Annotated in this window: 10 protein-coding genes and 1 pseudogene; 4 read left to right on the forward strand and 7 right to left on the reverse strand. The window is 63.2% G+C overall.

The window, feature by feature from the left end; translation table 11 throughout:
• Position 1 precedes the first annotated feature (1 nt).
• Entirely contained in the window at positions 2-1,609 is a 1,608-nt protein-coding gene (locus tag J3A71_RS10745) for a carboxyl transferase domain-containing protein (RefSeq protein WP_096426538.1), read from the reverse strand.
• 19 nt (positions 1,610-1,628) lie between these two features.
• The gene (locus J3A71_RS10750) at positions 1,629-2,792 is read right to left on the reverse strand and encodes an isovaleryl-CoA dehydrogenase (RefSeq protein WP_023048821.1); all 1,164 of its coding nucleotides are present in this window, start codon (positions 2,790-2,792) and stop codon (positions 1,629-1,631) included.
• Between the two features lie 239 nt (positions 2,793-3,031).
• Here J3A71_RS10750 and J3A71_RS10755 point away from each other — a divergent pair, with 239 nt between their 5' ends.
• Positions 3,032-4,714 carry an AMP-binding protein gene (locus J3A71_RS10755; protein WP_016488168.1) on the forward strand — a complete coding sequence of 561 codons (1,683 nt, stop codon included), beginning with the start codon at positions 3,032-3,034 and terminating at the stop codon, positions 4,712-4,714.
• 78 nt (positions 4,715-4,792) lie between these two features.
• Here the strand turns inward: J3A71_RS10755 and J3A71_RS10760 are convergent, their stop codons facing one another.
• Positions 4,793-4,954, reverse strand: a complete 162-nt coding sequence (locus J3A71_RS10760; protein WP_016488167.1) for a hypothetical protein — start codon at positions 4,952-4,954, stop codon at positions 4,793-4,795.
• Positions 4,955-5,094: 140 nt separating this feature from the next.
• Here J3A71_RS10760 and J3A71_RS10765 point away from each other — a divergent pair, with 140 nt between their 5' ends.
• The 3 genes from J3A71_RS10765 to glgB all read left to right on the forward strand — a co-directional run bounded on the left by J3A71_RS10765 (position 5,095) and on the right by glgB (position 12,803).
• Entirely contained in the window at positions 5,095-7,113 is a 2,019-nt protein-coding gene (locus J3A71_RS10765) for an alpha-1,4-glucan--maltose-1-phosphate maltosyltransferase (RefSeq protein WP_023048823.1), read from the forward strand.
• Positions 7,114-7,274: 161 nt separating this feature from the next.
• Complete coding sequence (gene treS, locus J3A71_RS10770) at positions 7,275-10,592, forward strand: maltose alpha-D-glucosyltransferase (protein WP_096426537.1); 3,318 nt, start codon at positions 7,275-7,277, stop codon at positions 10,590-10,592.
• Positions 10,593-12,803 carry a 1,4-alpha-glucan branching protein GlgB gene (gene glgB / locus J3A71_RS10775; protein WP_209952843.1) on the forward strand — a complete coding sequence of 737 codons (2,211 nt, stop codon included), beginning with the start codon at positions 10,593-10,595 and terminating at the stop codon, positions 12,801-12,803.
• Positions 12,804-12,919: 116 nt separating this feature from the next.
• Here glgB and J3A71_RS10780 read toward each other — a convergent pair whose 3' ends face one another.
• The 4 genes and pseudogenes from J3A71_RS10780 to J3A71_RS10795 all read right to left on the reverse strand — a co-directional run bounded on the left by J3A71_RS10780 (position 12,920) and on the right by J3A71_RS10795 (position 17,414).
• Entirely contained in the window at positions 12,920-13,996 is a 1,077-nt protein-coding gene (locus tag J3A71_RS10780) for an autotransporter outer membrane beta-barrel domain-containing protein (protein WP_209952845.1), read from the reverse strand.
• 348 nt (positions 13,997-14,344) lie between these two features.
• Positions 14,345-14,680, reverse strand: a pseudogene (locus J3A71_RS10785) (EEP domain-containing protein); the annotation flags it as partial.
• Between the two features lie 142 nt (positions 14,681-14,822).
• On the reverse strand, positions 14,823-16,976 hold the full coding sequence (gene glgX, locus J3A71_RS10790; RefSeq protein ID WP_016488161.1) for a glycogen debranching protein GlgX: 2,154 nt from the start codon (positions 16,974-16,976) through the stop codon (positions 14,823-14,825).
• A gap of 153 nt (positions 16,977-17,129) precedes the next feature.
• Positions 17,130-17,414: a DUF2934 domain-containing protein gene (locus tag J3A71_RS10795; protein WP_016488160.1), complete on the reverse strand. Its 285-nt coding sequence runs from the start codon at positions 17,412-17,414 to the stop codon at positions 17,130-17,132.
• Positions 17,415-17,424: the final 10 nt, after the last annotated feature.

Raw genomic sequence — 17,424 nt, forward strand, 5'->3', positions numbered from 1 at the left:
GTCACATCCGGAAAATGCCGAAGCGGCTCTGTTCGATCGGAGCGTTCAGTGCGGCAGACAATGCCAGGCCGAGCACATCGCGCGTTTGTGCCGGGTCGATAACGCCGTCGTCCCACAGGCGGGCGCTGGAGTAGTAGGGGTGGCCCTGGTGCTCGTACTGGTCGAGGATCGGTTGCTTGAGCCTGGCTTCGTCTTCGGCACTGAAGGGCTGGCCGCTGCGCTCGCTTTGCTCGCGCTTGACCTGCGCCAGCACGCCAGCGGCCTGTTCGGCGCCCATCACGCCAATGCGCGCGTTGGGCCACATCCACAAAAAGCGCGGATCATAGGCGCGGCCGCACATGCCGTAGTTACCGGCGCCAAAGCTGCCGCCGATGATCACCGTGAACTTCGGCACCTGGGCGCAGGCCACGGCGGTGACCAGCTTGGCACCGTGCTTGGCGATGCCGCCTTCTTCGTACTTTTTGCCGACCATGAAGCCGGTGATGTTCTGCAGGAACAGCAGCGGAATACCACGCTGGCAGGCCAGCTCGATGAAGTGCGCGCCTTTTTGCGCAGCTTCGGCGAACAGGATGCCGTTATTGGCCAGGATCGCCACCGGGTAGCCCTGCAGGTGGGCGAAGCCGCACACCAGGGTGGTGCCGAACAGCGCCTTGAACTCATCGAACACCGAGCCATCGACCAGCCGCGCGATGACCTCGCGCACGTCGAACGGTTGCTTGGCATCCGCCGGGACCACGCCATACAACTCGTCGGCGGCATACAGGGGGGCCACCGGGGCCAGGCGCTGCAGCTTGCCCAGCTTGTGCCAGTTGAGGTTGGCCACGCTGCGCCGGGCGATGGCCAGGGCGTGTTCGTCATTGTCGGCATAATGGTCGGCGACGCCGCTGATGCGGCAATGCACATCGGCGCCGCCCAGGTCCTCGGCGCTGACCACTTCACCGGTCGCGGCCTTTACCAACGGTGGGCCCGCCAGGAAAATGGTCGCCTGCTGGCGCACCATGATCGCTTCGTCGGCCATGGCGGGTACGTAGGCGCCGCCAGCCGTGCACGAGCCCATCACCACGGCAATCTGCGGGATGCCCTGCGCGCTCATGGTTGCCTGGTTGAAAAAGATCCGCCCGAAATGCTCGCGGTCGGGGAACACTTCATCCTGGCGCGGCAGGTTGGCACCGCCCGAGTCCACCAGATAGATGCACGGCAGGCGGTTCTGCTGGGCGATGGTTTGCGCACGCAGGTGCTTCTTCACTGTCAGCGGGTAGTAGGAACCGCCTTTGACCGTGGCATCGTTGGCCACGATCATGCATTCGACGCCTTCGACCCGGCCAATACCGGCGATCACGCCGGCGGCGGGCACGTCTTCGCCGTATACCTCATGGGCAGCCAGTTGGCCGATTTCGAGGAATGGCGAGCCCGGGTCCAGCAGGCGGTCGATGCGCTCGCGCGGCAGCAGCTTGCCACGCGAGGTGTGCCGCTCCTGGGCTTTGGGCCCGCCGCCCTGGGCCACCTGGGCGAGCAGGCCACGCAGGGCCTGAACCTGTTCGAGCATGGCCGCGCTGTTGCCGGCGAATTCCGCCGAACGCGGGTTGATCTGGGTGTGCAAGGTAGCCATGTGCGCCCGTCCTTTATGCTCAGCGGGTTTCGTTGAACAGCTCGCGGCCAATCAGCATCCGGCGGATTTCGCTGGTGCCGGCACCGATTTCGTACAGCTTGGCATCGCGCAGCAGGCGGCCCGCCGGGAATTCATTGATATAGCCGTTGCCACCGAGAATCTGGATCGCTTCCAGGGCCATTTGCGTGGCGCGTTCGGCGGTGTACAGGATGACCCCGGCAGCGTCCTTGCGCGTGGTCTCGCCACGGTCGCAGGCCTGGGCCACGGCGTACAGGTAGGCGCGGCTGGCGTTCAGTTGGGTGTACATGTCGGCGATCTTGCCCTGAATCAGCTGGAACTCGCCGATGCTCTGGCCGAACTGCTTGCGGTCGTGAATGTAGGGCACCACCAGGTCCATGCAGCTTTGCATGATGCCGGTCGGGCCACCGGACAGCACGACGCGCTCGTAATCCAGGCCGCTCATCAGCACGCGCACGCCGCCGTTGAGCTGGCCAAGGATGTTTTCTGCCGGCACTTGCACGTCATCGAAGAACAGTTCGCAGGTGTTGGACCCGCGCATGCCCAGCTTGTCGAACTTGTTGCTGCGGCTGAAACCTTTCCAGTCCCGTTCGACGATGAACGCGGTAATGCCGTGGGCGCCCTTGTCCAGGTCGGTCTTGGCGTAGATCACGTAGGTGTTGGCGTCGGGGCCGTTGGTGATCCAGGTCTTGCTGCCGTTGAGCACGTAGTGATCGCCGCGCTTTTCGGCGCGCAGCTTCATCGAGACCACGTCGGAGCCGGCGTTCGGCTCGCTCATGGCCAGCGCACCGATGTGCTCGCCGCTGATCAGCTTGGGCAGGTACTTGAGCTTCTGCTCATGGGTGCCGTTGCGGTTGATCTGGTTGACGCACAGGTTGGAGTGGGCGCCGTACGACAGTGCCACCGAGGCCGAGGCACGGCTGATTTCTTCCATCGACACTACATGGGCCAGGTAGCCCAGGCCGGCGCCGCCGTACTCTTCCGACACCGTGATGCCCAGCAGGCCCATGTCGCCAAACTTGCGCCACATATCGGCGGGGAACAGGTTGTCGTGGTCGATTTGCGCAGCGCGTGGGGCCAGTTCGGCGGCGACGAAGGTGCGCACCTGGTCGCGGAGCATGTCGATGGTTTCGCCCAGGGCGAAGTTCAGGGAGGGGTAATGCATGCTGGGGCACCTTCTTGTTCTTGAAATTGGGTTACATCGGCGCTTATGGACTCACCGCCCGCTCCCACAAGGGTCGACGTCAAGCCATAGGTCAGATGTCGTTCATCACCTTTACGTTAACGTAAACCTGCCTGGTGTGACTGTCAATCTACTCATCACCTTTACGTAAACGTAAATCTGCGCCAGAGTATTCCCGCTTGCTTCAGTCGTGCCCAGAACAACCACAAGAAGGGACACCCATGAGTCAACCGAGCTATACCCGCGGTCGCCAGGACCAACCCTTGCTGACCCAGACCATCGGCCAGGCCTTCGATGCCACGGTGGCTCGCTGTGCCGATGGCGAGGCGCTGGTGTCGCGCCACCAGGGCTTGCGCTACAGCTGGCGGCAGTTGGCCGAACAGGTCGAAGTGCATGCCCGTGCGCTGATGGCCCTGGGCGTGAACACCGGCGACCGTGTCGGCATCTGGTCGCCCAACTGCGCCCAGTGGTGCATTCTGCAGTTGGCCAGTGCCAAGGTCGGCGCCATCCTGGTCAACATCAACCCGGCCTATCGCGTGGGCGAACTGGACTATGTGTTGCGTCAGTCCGGCTGCCGCTGGCTGGTGTGCGCCGATGCCTTCAAGGCATCTGATTATCACGCCATGGTCCAGGAGCTGGTGCCAGAATTGGCCAGTACCACGCCCGGTGAACTGGCCAGTCCGCGCCTGCCTGAGTTGCGCGGCGTGATCAGCCTGGCCGCCAACCCGCCTGCCGGCTTCCTGCCTTGGCACGCATTGGCCGAGCGGGCAGGGCAGACATCGACCGATGCCTGTACTGCCCGCCAGCAAAGCCTGCAATTCGACCAGCCGGTGAATATCCAGTACACCTCCGGCACTACCGGTGCGCCCAAGGGCGCCACGCTCAGCCACTACAACATCCTCAACAACGGCTTCATGGTCGGCGAGAGCCTGGGCCTGACGGCCTGCGATCGCATGGTAATCCCGGTGCCGCTTTACCACTGCTTCGGCATGGTCATGGCCAACCTCGGCTGCATCACCCACGGCAGCACCATGATCTACCCCAACGACGCCTTCGACGCCGAGCTCACCCTGCGCGCCGTGGCCGAGGAGCGTGCCAGCATCCTGTACGGCGTGCCGACCATGTTCATCGCGATGCTCGATCACCCCTCGCGTGCGCAGATGGACCTGTCAAGCCTGCGCAGCGGCATCATGGCCGGTGCCACCTGCCCGATCGAGGTGATGCGTAGGGTCATCGACCAGATGCACATGGCAGAAGTGCAGATCGCCTACGGCATGACCGAAACCAGCCCGGTGTCGCTGCAGACCGGCCCGGACGATGACCTGGAGCTGCGCGTGACCACCGTCGGCCGTACCCAGCCGCAGCTGGAAAACAAGTTGGTAGCCGCCGATGGCTGCATCGTCGCGCGCGGTGAGATCGGCGAGTTGTGCACCCGCGGCTACAGTGTGATGCTTGGTTACTGGGACAACCCGCAAGCCACGGCGGACGCCATCGACCCGGCCGGGTGGATGCACTCGGGCGACCTGGCGGTGATGGATGAGCACGGTTATGTGCGTATCGTCGGGCGCAACAAGGACATGATCATTCGCGGCGGCGAGAATATTTACCCGCGTGAGCTGGAGGAGTTCTTCTACACCCACCCGGCAGTGGCTGATGCGCAGGTGATCGGCATTCCGTGCAGCCGCTATGGCGAGGAGATTGTGGCCTGGATCAAGCTGCATCCCGGGCACCACGCCACGGTCGAGGAACTGCAGGGTTGGTGCAAGGGACGCATCGCACATTTCAAAGTGCCGCGGCATATCCGCTTTGTTGACGAATACCCGATGACGGTGACGGGCAAGGTGCAAAAATTCCGCATGCGGGAGATCAGCGTGGCGGAGATTTCGGCGCTATCTGCAGGTTGATGCGTTGGCTTGGCTGGCCTCTCGGCAGATTTACCCGCCCACAGACCAGCCAATGCTGCATAAAAACCTTGTCTATCCTTAAGCCTTCACCGGTGGCTCCTGGCTCGGCGGGTCGCCCACCGTCGGCGGCATGGTTGGCTTGATCGGCAGCTCGTCCGGCTCTTTTTCCGGCACGGGCGGTGGCAAGCTGGGGTCGTCAATGTTGGGATCGGGGGTTTCCGGTGGAATGGGAATGTTCATGGCCTGACCTCGCGTGGGTGGAATGAAGAGGTGCTGCAGGCTCTGACCGCTGGTAGCTGCCGTTCGCTCAATTTTTTTGAACCCCACGCCTGTGCCCGGCTCTGAACCCTTACCGCCACCAGCCTGAGGGAGCAAGGTCGATGTCACGTAACGAGCCCTTTGAAAGCGTGCCCATGGCGAACGATCACCCCGAACAGGCCATCAGCCTGTCCCAGGCGCTGTTGGCGCCGCGTGTCGTGATCGAAGACACCCAACCGGTGCTCGACGCCGGCACCTTTGCCGCCAAGGCCATCAGCGGCCAGGCTGTGGCGGTCAGCACCAAGGTGTACAGCGACGGCCACGACCGCCTGGCCGTGATGCTCAACTGGCGTCAGGCCAACAGCCGCCGCTGGCATTGCGTGCCCATGCACTCGCCGGGCAACGACCTGTGGCTGGCAGAATTCACCCCCACCGAGCTTGGCCCACACCTGTTCAGCATCGAGGCCTGGGTCGACCCGTTCGCCACTTATAGCCACGATCTGGAGAAAAAGTACAACGCCGGAGTCGAGGTACAGCTCGAACTGGAAGAGGGCCGCTTGATGCTGGGCAAAGGCATCGAACTGTGCAGCGGCGCCGTGCGTGAGGAGCTCGAAGCGGTGCAGCAGCGCCTCGCGGAGCTGGATAGCGACGGGCAGGTGGCGCTGTTCCTGGGCCCTGATGTTGCACACCTGATGAGCGAAGCCGGGCACCGCAGCTACCTGGCCCGCAGCTGTGAATTCCCCATTGATGTCGACCGCCCGGCTGCGCAGTTCGCCAGTTGGTACGAGCTGTTCCCCCGCTCGATCACTGACGACCCACAGCGCCACGGCACCTTCAACGACGTGCACCAACGCCTGCCAATGATCCGTGACATGGGCTTCGACGTGCTGTACTTCCCGCCCATCCACCCCATCGGCATGCAGCACCGCAAGGGCCGCAACAACGCCCTCAAGGCCGAGCCCGGCGACCCTGGCAGCCCGTATGCGATTGGCAGTGCCGAAGGCGGCCATGACGCCATCCATCCGCAACTGGGCACCCGCGAAGACTTCCGTCGACTGGTGGCTGCCGCTGCCGAGCATGGCCTGGAAATCGCGCTGGATTTCGCCATTCAGTGCTCGCAGGACCACCCATGGCTCAAAGAGCACCCCGGCTGGTTCAGCTGGCGCCCCGACGGCACCATTCGCTACGCCGAGAACCCGCCGAAAAAGTACCAGGACATCGTCAACGTCGATTTCTACGCCCCGGACGCCGTCCCTTCGCTGTGGCTGGCGCTGCGCGACGTGGTGGTCGGCTGGGTAGAGGAGGGCGTGAAAACCTTCCGCGTCGACAACCCGCACACTAAACCACTGCCATTCTGGCAATGGCTGATTGCCAATGTGCGCAGCCAGCACCCCGACGTCATCTTCCTTGCCGAAGCGTTCACCCGGCCGGCGATGATGGCGCGCCTGGGTAAGGTTGGCTACGCGCAAAGCTATACCTACTTCACTTGGCGCAACCACAAGCAGGAACTGCGCGAGTATTTCGAGCAGCTAAACCAGCCGCCATGGAGCCAGTGCTACCGGCCGAACTTTTTCGTCAATACGCCGGATATCAACCCGTTCTTCCTGCACACGTCTGGTCGCGCCGGCTTCCTTATCCGCGCCGCGCTGGCAACCATGGGCTCGGGCCTGTGGGGCATGTACTCAGGCTTCGAACTGTGCGAAAGCGCGCCTTTGCCGGGCAAGGAGGAGTACCTGGATTCGGAGAAATACCAGATCCGCCCGCGCGATTTCACCCAGCCTGGCAACATCATTGCCGAGATCGCCCAGCTCAACCGTATTCGCCGGCAGAACCGCGCCTTGCAAACGCACCTGGGCGTGGCGTTTTTCAACTGCTGGAACGACAACATCCTGTATTTCGCCAAGCGTACGCCTGAGCGCGACAACTACATCCTGGTGGCTATCTGCCTCGACCCGCACAACGCCCAAGAGGCGCATTTCGAGCTGCCGCTTTGGGAGCTAGGCCTGGATGACGACGCCGACACCCAGGGCGAAGACCTGATGAACGGCCACCGCTGGACCTGGCATGGCAAGACCCAATGGATGCGTATCGAGCCCTGGCATCAGCCTTTCGGGATCTGGCGTATCGAAAAAGCCCGGTAGAGCAAGGCACACATCTCCTTGTGGGAGCGGGCGTGCCCGCGAGCACCGGCGCTGCGGGTGCCAAACACCGCGGTGTCTGGTTCGCGGTCATACCCGCTCTTACGGGGATGGGGTCAAGTCAGTTGCTGGCAGAGCAACCCGGAAAATGAAAGGAGTCACCCATGGCCAAGCGTTCACGCCCGGCAGCCTTCATCGATGACCCGCTGTGGTACAAGGACGCCGTCATCTACCAGTTGCACATCAAGTCGTTCTTCGACTCGAACAACGACGGCATCGGCGATTTTGCAGGCCTGATCAGCAAGCTGGACTACATCGCCGAGCTGGGCGTCAATACCCTGTGGCTGCTGCCGTTCTACCCTTCGCCGCGGCGCGACGACGGCTATGACATCGCCGAATACAAGGCCGTGCATCCCGACTACGGCAGCATGGCCGATGCCCGGCGCTTTATCAGCGAGGCACACAAGCGCGGCTTGCGGGTAATTACCGAACTGGTGATCAACCACACCAGCGATCAGCACCCCTGGTTCCAGCGTGCCCGCCACGCCAAGCGCGGTAGCAAGACGCGCGACTTCTACGTGTGGTCGGACGACGACCAGAAATACGACGGCACGCGGATCATCTTCCTCGACACCGAAAAGTCCAACTGGACCTGGGATCCGGTCGCCGGCCAGTATTTCTGGCACCGCTTCTACTCGCACCAGCCAGACCTCAACTTCGACAACCCGCTGGTGCTCAAGGCGGTGATCGGGGTGATGCGCTTCTGGCTGGACCTGGGTGTCGATGGCTTGCGCCTGGATGCCATCCCTTACCTGATCGAACGCGACGGCACCAACAACGAGAACCTCGCCGAAACCCACGCTGTGCTCAAGGCAATCCGCGCTGAAATCGACGCCAATTACCCCGACCGCATGTTGCTTGCCGAGGCCAACCAGTGGCCGGAAGATACCCGGCCTTACTTTGGCGAAGGTGATGGCGACGAGTGCCACATGGCCTTCCATTTTCCGCTGATGCCGCGCATGTACATGGCCCTGGCCATGGAAGACCGTTTCCCGATCACCGACATCCTGCGCCAGACGCCGGAGATCCCGGCCAACTGCCAATGGGCAATTTTTCTGCGCAACCACGATGAGCTGACCCTGGAAATGGTCACCGACCGAGAGCGCGACTACCTGTGGAACTACTACGCCGAAGACCGCCGCGCGCGCATCAACCTGGGCATTCGGCGGCGCCTGGCGCCGCTGCTGCAGCGTGACCGTCGGCGTATAGAGCTGCTCACCAGCCTGTTGCTGTCGATGCCGGGCACGCCAACCCTGTACTACGGTGACGAGCTGGGCATGGGCGACAACATCTACCTCGGGGACCGCGACGGCGTGCGTACGCCCATGCAGTGGTCGCCCGACCGCAACGGTGGTTTCTCCCGCGCCGACCCGCAGCGCCTGGTGCTGCCGCCGATCATGGACCCGCTGTACGGCTACCAGACGGTAAACGTCGAGGCCCAGAGCCATGACCCGCACTCGCTGCTGAACTGGACCCGGCGCATGCTGGCCGTGCGCAAGCAGCAGAAGGCCTTTGGCCGCGGCAGCCTGCGAACCCTTACGCCCAGCAACCGGCGCATTCTTGCGTACATCCGCGAGTACACCGATGCCGATGGCAACACCGAGGTCATCCTGTGCGTGGCCAACGTGTCCCGCGCCGCCCAGGCTGCCGAACTGGAATTGTCACAATACGCCGACAAAGTACCGGTGGAGATGCTCGGCGGCAGCGCCTTCCCGCCCATTGGGCAACTGCCGTTCCTGTTGACGCTGCCACCCTATGCCTTTTACTGGTTCCTGCTGGCCTCCCACGACCGCATGCCCAGTTGGCACATCCAGGCCACCGAGGGGTTACCCGAATTGACTACACTGGTATTGCGCAAGCGCATGGAAGAACTGCTGGAAGCACCCGCCCGCGAAACCCTGCAAACCACCATCCTGCCGCAATACCTGCCCAAGCGGCGCTGGTTCGCCGGCAAGGAAGGGCCCATCGACCAGGTGCGCCTGTGCTACGGCGTGCGCTTCGCTACCGCCACCACGCCCGTACTGCTCAGCGAAATCGAGGTGCTTGGCGGGGGGACGGCCAACCACTACCAGCTGCCGTTTGGCCTGCTGCCCGAAGACCAGATCAACACAGCGCTGCCGCAGCAGCTGGCCTTGTCGCGGGTGCGCCGTGCCCATCAGGTTGGCCTGATTACCGATGCCTTCGTGCTCGAACCGTTTATCCGCGCGGTGCTGCACGCCTGCCAGAATGGCCTGCGCCTGCCCTGTGGCAGCGGCGCGGGCGAACTGCGTTTCGAGTGCACCGACCTGCTGGCGGCCCTTGGGTTGAACGATGAAAGTGCAGTGCGCTACCTCAGCGCCGAGCAGTCCAACAGCTCGGTGGTGATCGGTGACAGCGTGGTGCTCAAGCTGATCCGCCGGGTCAACCCGGGCATTCACCCAGAACTGGAAATGAGTGCCTACCTGACCGCCGCCGGCTTTGCCAATATCTCGCCATTGCTTGCCTGGGTCAGCCGGGTGGACGAGCAGAATGCCCCCCACCTGCTGATGATCGCCCAGGGCTACCTGAGCAACCAGGGCGATGCCTGGGCCTGGACCCAGAACACCCTGGAGCGGGCCATCCGCGACCAGATGGCGCCGGCTGGCGGCGATGCCGAGGTACACACCGATGCGTTGGAGGAACTCACCGGCTTTGCCGCCTTGTTCGGCCAACGCCTGGGCGAGATGCACCTGTTGCTGGCCGCGCCGACCGATGATGAGGCCTTCCGCCCACGCCCCAGCGATGCTGACGACAGCCAGCGCTGGGGTGCGCAGATCAGCGCCGAACTGACCCACGCCCTCGAACTGTTGGCCCAGCACCGTGACGCTCTCGACAGCGACAGCCAGGCCTTGATCGACGACCTGCAGCAACAGCGCGATGGCCTGGCCCAGCACATCGCTAGCCTGGCGGACCAGGCTGAGGGCGGCCTGCTGATGCGGGTGCACGGCGACCTGCACCTGGGCCAGGTGCTGGTGGTGCAGGGTGACGCCTACCTGATCGATTTCGAGGGTGAACCGTCACGTCCACTGCAAGAGCGCCGGGCAAAACACAGCCCGTACAAGGATGTCAGCGGCGTGTTGCGTTCCTTCGACTATGCTGCTGCGATGATCCTGCGCAGCGCGTCTGCGGTCGACCTTTCCGGCCCAGCGCAGCAGGCGCGTCAGCGGGTCGCCCGGCAGTACCTGCACCAGTCGCGCCACGCCTTCGTCGAAGCCTACGGCCTGGCCACCGCCGCCATGCCCCATGCCTGGAAAATGGCCGACGGCGAGCGCGCGGCACTGGAATTGTTCTGCCTGGAAAAGGCCGCCTACGAGATCACATATGAAGCCGAAAACCGTCCGACCTGGCTGGCCGTGCCTTTGCATGGCCTGCATGGACTGATCAGTACCTGGGGAGAGTCATAGATGAATGCAACCACGCGTGAAAACGGCGGCCTTCGGCAACGGGACCTGGATGCCCTGGCCCGCGCCGAACACGCCGATCCTTTTGCAGTACTCGGCCCCCATGGCGATGGCAAGGGCGGTGTGTTTATCCGCGCCTTCCTGCCCAATGCCCTGAATGCACGGGTGCTGGCGCGCGATGATGGGCGCGTGCTGGCTGAAATGGTGCAAGGTGCAGTTCCGGGATTGTTCACGGCGCACCTGGATGATGCGCAGGCCTATCTGCTGCACATCGGCTGGGCCGGCGGCGAGCAAATCACCGAAGACCCTTACAGCTTTGGCCCGCAATTGGGCGACATGGACTTGCACCTGTTCGCCGAGGGCAACCACCGCGACTTGTCCGGGCGCTTTGGTGCCCAGCCGATCCAGGTCGATGGCATCGATGGCGTGTGTTTCTCGGTGTGGGCGCCGAATGCCCGGCGGGTATCGGTGGTGGGTGATTTCAACAACTGGGACGGCCGTCGCCACCCCATGCGCCTGCGCCACGGCGCGGGGGTGTGGGAGCTGTTCGTGCCGCGCCTGGGCGTGGGCGAAACCTACAAGTTCGAGGTGCTGGGCAAGGACGGGATACTGCCACTCAAAGCAGACCCGCTGGCCCGCGCTACCGAATTGCCGCCCAGCACCGCGTCCAAGGTGGCCGGTGAGCTCAGCCATGCGTGGCAGGACCACGACTGGATGGCACAACGCGCCCAGCGCCATGGTTACAATGCCCCCCTGTCGATTTACGAACTGCACCCGGGATCATGGCGCTGCGAGCTGGACGAGGCAGGCGAAGTCGGGCGCTACTACAACTGGCGCGAGCTGGCCGAGCGGCTGGTGCCCTACGTGCAGGAGCTGGGCTTTACCCATATCGAGTTGCTACCGATCATGGAGCACCCGTTTGGCGGCTCGTGGGGCTATCAGCCACTGTCGATGTTCGCGCCCACCTCGCGCTACGGCAGTGCCGAGGACTTTGCCGCGTTCATCGATGCCTGCCACCAAGGCGGCATAGGCGTGCTCCTGGACTGGGTGCCGGCGCATTTCCCCACCGACGAACACGGCCTGGCCCGCTTCGACGGCACCGCGCTGTACGAATACGACAACCCCCTGGAGGGGTACCACCAGGACTGGAACACGCTGATCTACAACCTGGGCCGCAACGAAGTGCGCGGCTTCATGATGGCCTCGGCGCTGCACTGGTTGAAGCACTTCCACATTGACGGCCTGCGGGTCGATGCGGTGGCCTCGATGCTGTACCGCGACTACTCGCGCAAGGCTGGCGAATGGGTGCCTAACCGCTACGGCGGGCGCGAGAACCTGGAGGCTATCGACTTCATTCGCCACCTCAACGGCGTGGCTGCCGTCGAGGCCCCTGGTGCCCTGATCATTGCCGAAGAATCCACCGCCTGGCCCGGCGTCAGCCAGCCGACCCAGCAGGGCGGCCTGGGCTTTGCCTACAAGTGGAACATGGGCTGGATGCACGACACCCTGCATTACATCCAGAACGACCCGGTGCATCGCGCCCACCACCACAACGAGATGAGTTTCGGGCTGATCTATGCCTATTCCGAGCATTTCATCCTGCCCATCTCCCATGACGAAGTGGTGCATGGCAAGCACTCGCTGATCGACAAGATGCCCGGCGACCGCTGGCAGAAATTTGCCAACTTGCGTGCCTACCTCACCTTCATGTGGGCGCACCCTGGCAAGAAGTTGCTGTTCATGGGTTGCGAGTTCGGCCAGTGGCGTGAGTGGGACCATGACAGCGAACTGGACTGGTACCTGTTGCAGTACCCCGAGCACCAAGGTGTGCAACGCCTGGTGGGCGACCTCAATCGCCTGTACCGTGAGGTGCCGGCGCTGCACGAGCAGGATTGCCAGCCGCAGGGCTTCCAGTGGCTGATCGGGGACGACGCGCAAAACAGCGTGTACGCCTGGCTGCGCTGGAACAGCAGTGGCGAGCCGGTGCTGGTGGTGGCCAACTTCACCCCGGTGCCGCGTGAGGGCTACCGCATTGGCGTGCCGTTTGGCGAGCGCTGGCAGGAGCTGCTGAACAGCGATGCCGAGCTGTATGCAGGGTCCAACGTGGGCAACTTGGGGGCAGTGGCCAGTGAGGCAGTCGCCAGCCATGGGCAGCCATTGTCGCTGGCCCTAAATTTGCCGCCGCTTGGCGTGTTGATAATGAAACCGGCCTGACGTTTTGCCTGCACTGGCCTCTTCGCGGGCATGCCCGCTCCCACAGGGATTGCACAATGTTCGTCCCTGTGCTGTCGCTGTGGGAGCGGGCGTGCCCGCGAAAGGGCCGGGCCTGGCTACCAGCGCATCCGCACCCCAAGGCTGCCAATCAGCCCGTTCAGGTCATTGTCATCCACATCACTGCTGTAATCGGCGCTGACAAACAGGGCCACAGAAGGCGTGACACGCGCCACCAGCCCCAAGCCCAGCTCTACCGTGGTCGAGTAGCGCGAGCTGGAGATCTTGTCGACCTGGTCCAGCTTCACTTCATCGGCATTGCTGAAGTCGTACCACACGTTCGTCCGCACATAGGGTTCGATGGGCATGCCGCGCACTTCGTAGCGCCCGGACAATTTTGCACCCACCCGGCCGCTCCAGCTCGGCTGGCTGTCTAAGGCTTGCAGGGTTTCTTCCTGCACCTGGTTGCCGGGGAAGAACTGCTGGTTGATCAACTGTGCCTGGGGTTCGATTACCCAGTTGCCACTCAGGCGGATCGGGTAGCCGCCTTCCACCGAAAAGGTCATCGCATGGCCGCTTTCGTCAAGGCGTTGGCCGTTTTCGCCCCGGCCCAGGACATCGATCCGCGAACCCATGGCCACGGCATCCAGGTGCCAGCCCTGTTCATGGGTCATGCTCCAGTACACGCCCAGGCTTTCCCCGCTCAGGTTCACCGCATTGCGCTGCTTGTCGCCCAGCAGTGGGCGTATGCCGTTGAAGCTGCTCTGCAGGTTGTTGTGCCCTACGAAAACCCCTGCACGGTGCACATTGCCCGCTGCAGTTTCACGCACGAACAGGTCCGGGCCGATCACCAGTTGCTGGCTGGGTGCCTCCAGCTGGTCTGGGGGTTGTGTACCCATGCGGGCGTTGGTCGGGAAAAACTGCGCCCACTGGCTGGCGATCATGTCCGGCGCCGCCTGCCCGTGCCGCGCGCTCATCGTTTGCGAAAACGCATTCAGGGTACCGATACTCAAACCACTGGCGCTGGCCGGGTCTAGCGACAGCTGCGGCATCGCTGGCTGTTGCAGAAAACCGGGCGAGGTGGGGTCACCCTGCAGTTCGTACGCGAAAGTTTCCACCGGGGTTGCCAGAAGCAGCGACGTGGAAACCGCGTAGAAAATGCTGTCGAAACGCACGGGGTTCGAGGTGCTTTTCATGGCGGATCTCCTTTGTTTTTGTGGTTTTACAGCCCAAGGACCTGGCCTGTTGTCACGAGCTGTACGGCAAAAACAGTGGGCGACCCAAACCAGCACGCCAGCCTTCTGAAGCGCGCACGAAGGCGCGAGCTAGAGGCCCGGCGCGAGATCTTTACTGCTAGATAATGTTCAGCTAAGGAGAGGACACCGCTTGCGTCAAGAAAGCGTGAAAGATCTGTTCAGGTTGTGTAACTCACCTTAAGCACCTGATTTCCCGAGACAATCACCCGGGTATGGCGGGCTTCGCTATTTCCCCCTGCGTGGCTATGACGAATGATTGCTAGAGCCTGACCTCCACCGCCAATGGCAGGTGAGCAGCGCATTGCCGTGGTGGCCGTCGGGATACACCGCGTTGCGGCCGTAGTCAAAGTCGCTCCACGTGTTGGCGGCAAGGAATTCGTACTGCGAGGTCTGCGGCCAGCCGGGATAGCGCGCGGCGTGGCGGTCGTGGCTACCAACTACTTCCTGGAGGAAGACGATGTCGCCCTGGGTGCTGCGTACCGCCTCGCGCAGTTTCGGCAGAATGAAGCGCCGGTTGAAGGCGGTGACGCCCTTGTGGGTTTTCACCGTCAGTACCCGCAGCCGCTTCACGGCCGGGGCCTGGTTGACGCTAGCGAAACCTGTGCTGCCGGCTTCGGGGTTCACAATTCCTCCTCGATCGCAGGTGCCTGTGTGTTGCATCTACCGGCCCTATCGCCGGCAAGCCAGCTCCCACAGGTTGGTGCAGGCCTTCAGGCGGTGCAGAACGTGTGGGAGGTGGCTTGCTGGCGGTAGGACCACCCCGGGTTCACTCCTCCTCGTGCTGCAACACCATCAGCAGCATCGACCGCCCTTTGACCTCGAACGTGCTGTCGAACTGCAGATGTTGGCCCTTGCGCAACTCCGGCCGGTCGGTATCGATCAGGCAGCTCCAGTAATCGCCTTCGGGTACCGCTGGCAACTTGAATGGCACAACGTCATGGTGGGCATTGACGATCAATAGCACTGTGGCCTCGGACCCTGGCCGGGCGATGCCGCTGACCTGCGCGCGGCCGTCGATCAGCATGCCCAGGCAGCGCCCGTGCGGGTCTTCCCACTGCGCCACGCTCATTTCGTTGCCATCCGGTGCCAGCCAGGTCACGTCCTTGACCCCGATTGCTTCATTGTAATCACCCACCAGGAAGCGTGAGCGGCGCAGCACCGGGTAGGCCAGGCGCAGGCGGGTCAAGCGTTTGACGAAGGCCAGCAGCTCTTTGCCCTCCTGGTCCAGGTCCCAGTTCACCCAACCGATTTCGCTGTCCTGGCAGTAGGCGTTGTTGTTGCCATGCTGGGTGCGGCTGAACTCGTCGCCGGCGACGATCATCGGCGTGCCTTGGGCCAACAGCAGGGTGGCGAAGTAGTTGCGCATCTGGCGCATGCGCAGCGCATTGATGTCCGGATCGTCGGTTGGCCCTTCGGCACCGCAGTTCCATGACAGGTTGTTGTCAGTGCCGTCCTGGTTGTTCTCGTCGTTGTCTTCGTTGTGCTTGTGGTTGTACGACACAAGGTCGCGCAGGGTGAAACCATCATGGGCGGTGATGAAGTTGACCGAGGAATACGGCCTGCGCCCGCGGTTGTTGAACATGTCGCCCGAGGCGGTCAAGCGTGCGGCGAAGTCGGCCAGCTGGCCCTCGTCACCTTTCCAGAAGGCGCGGGCGGTATCGCGGAAGCGGTCGTTCCATTCCGCCCAGCCCGGCGCGAAGTTGCCCACTTGATAGCCACCGGGGCCGCAGTCCCAGGGTTCGGCAATCAGCTTGACCTGGCTGAGCATCGGGTCCTGGCGGCAGGCGACGAGGAAGCCGTGGCGCTCGCTGTAGCCATCGTGGTAGCGGCCAAGGATGGTCGCCAGGTCGAAGCGGAAGCCGTCCACGTGCATCTCGCCGGCCCAGTAGCGCAGCGAGTCGGTGACCAGCTGCAGTACGCAGGGGTGGCTCAGGTCCAGGGTGTTGCCGGTGCCGGAATCGTTGATGTAGTAGCGTTTGTCATCCGGCATCAGGCGGTAGTACGAGGCGTTGTCGATGCCGCGCATGGACAGGGTCGGGCCGCGTTCGTTGCCTTCGGCGGTGTGGTTGTAGACCACGTCGAGGATCACCTCCAGCCCGGCGTCGTGCAGGTGCGCGACCATTTCCTTGAACTCGGCAATCTTGCCGCTGGCCAGGTAGCGCGGGTGCGGCGCAAAAAAAGCGATGCTGTTGTAGCCCCAGTAGTTGTTCAGCCCCTTGTCCAGCAGGTGCTGGTCGTTGACGAAGGCGTGAATGGGTAACAGCTCGATGCTGGAGACGCCCAGGTCTTTGATGTGCTTGAGCAGCTCGTCGTTGGCAAGGCCGGCAAAGGTGCCCCGCAGTTCTTCCGGTACTGCCGGGTGGCGCATGCTGATGCCGCGCGTGTGCGCTTCATAGATGATCGTACGTTCCCAAGGAACAGACACGCGCTGGTCACGGCCCCAGGTGAACGCCGGGTCGATCACCTTGCACTTGGGCACGAAGGGCGCACTGTCGCGCTCATCGAACGACAAGTCGCCGTCGGGGTGGCCAATGGTGTAGCCGAACAGTGCCTCGGACCACTCCAGGCTGCCGACCAGTTGCTTGGCATAGGGGTCGATCAGCAATTTGTTGGGGTTGAAACGGTGGCCGTTTTCCGGCTCGTAGGGACCGTATACACGGTAGCCATAAACCAGGCCAGGATGAGCGTCGGGCAGGTAGCCGTGGTAGATCTCATCGGTGTATTCGGGCAGCTCAATGCGCTCGAGCTCCTGCTCGCCGGTGGAGTCGAACAGGCACAGCTCGACTTTGGTTGCGTTGGCCGAGAAGAGCGCGAAGTTGACCCCAAGGCCATCCCAGGTGGCGCCGAGGGGGAAGGGCATGCCTTCGCGGATACGCGATGGTGCGACCGAGCGGGTTTTCTTAGGGGTGCGGGGGCTCATGACGATCCTCAAATGGCCGTGATAGAAGGGGAATTGTGCTGTCCTGCATTGGCCTCTTCGCGGGTAAACCCGCTTCCACAGGTCCTGCACTGCGCTGAGCACCAGTGATGAACCTGTGGGAGCGGGTTTACCCGCGAAGAGGCCGGGACAGGCTTAACCGGCAGTAGGCTTTTTCACCGCCCGAGGCTTTTTCGCCGCAGCGGGTTTGACGCCTGGCAGCGCAGCCGCCTTGGGCTCGGCAGGGGCCTTCGGCTCAGTGGCTGCCTTGGGCTTGGCCGGCGCGCGCTTGCGCGGTTGCGCCTTGGGGGCCAAAGCCTCGGCCTCGGCCAGCTTGCGGGCCATATCCCAGTGCCGTTCTTCCTCCCCTACAGGCTTACCTTCAGACTCCCAGATCTGATAGGCAAATTCGCGAATACGTTTTTCATCGACACTCATCATGACGCTCCTG

It is taken from the genome of Pseudomonas sp. PvP089 (assembly GCF_017875165.1).
Taxonomy (GTDB): domain Bacteria; phylum Pseudomonadota; class Gammaproteobacteria; order Pseudomonadales; family Pseudomonadaceae; genus Aquipseudomonas; species Aquipseudomonas fortuita.

Bases quoted from the DNA above. Each gene is read 5' to 3' on its own strand.
- J3A71_RS10745 (WP_096426538.1), bottom strand. From the start codon at position 1,609: ATGGCTACCTTGCACACCCAGATCAACCCGCGTTCGGCGGAATTCGCC.
- J3A71_RS10750 (WP_023048821.1), bottom strand. From the start codon at position 2,792: ATGCATTACCCCTCCCTGAACTTCGCCCTGGGCGAAACCATCGACATG.
- J3A71_RS10755 (WP_016488168.1), top strand. From the start codon at position 3,032: ATGAGTCAACCGAGCTATACCCGCGGTCGCCAGGACCAACCCTTGCTG.
- J3A71_RS10760 (WP_016488167.1), bottom strand. From the start codon at position 4,954: ATGAACATTCCCATTCCACCGGAAACCCCCGATCCCAACATTGACGAC.
- J3A71_RS10765 (WP_023048823.1), top strand. From the start codon at position 5,095: ATGTCACGTAACGAGCCCTTTGAAAGCGTGCCCATGGCGAACGATCAC.
- treS (WP_096426537.1), top strand. From the start codon at position 7,275: ATGGCCAAGCGTTCACGCCCGGCAGCCTTCATCGATGACCCGCTGTGG.
- glgB (WP_209952843.1), top strand. From the start codon at position 10,593: ATGAATGCAACCACGCGTGAAAACGGCGGCCTTCGGCAACGGGACCTG.
- J3A71_RS10780 (WP_209952845.1), bottom strand. From the start codon at position 13,996: ATGAAAAGCACCTCGAACCCCGTGCGTTTCGACAGCATTTTCTACGCG.
- glgX (WP_016488161.1), bottom strand. From the start codon at position 16,976: ATGAGCCCCCGCACCCCTAAGAAAACCCGCTCGGTCGCACCATCGCGT.
- J3A71_RS10795 (WP_016488160.1), bottom strand. From the start codon at position 17,414: ATGATGAGTGTCGATGAAAAACGTATTCGCGAATTTGCCTATCAGATC.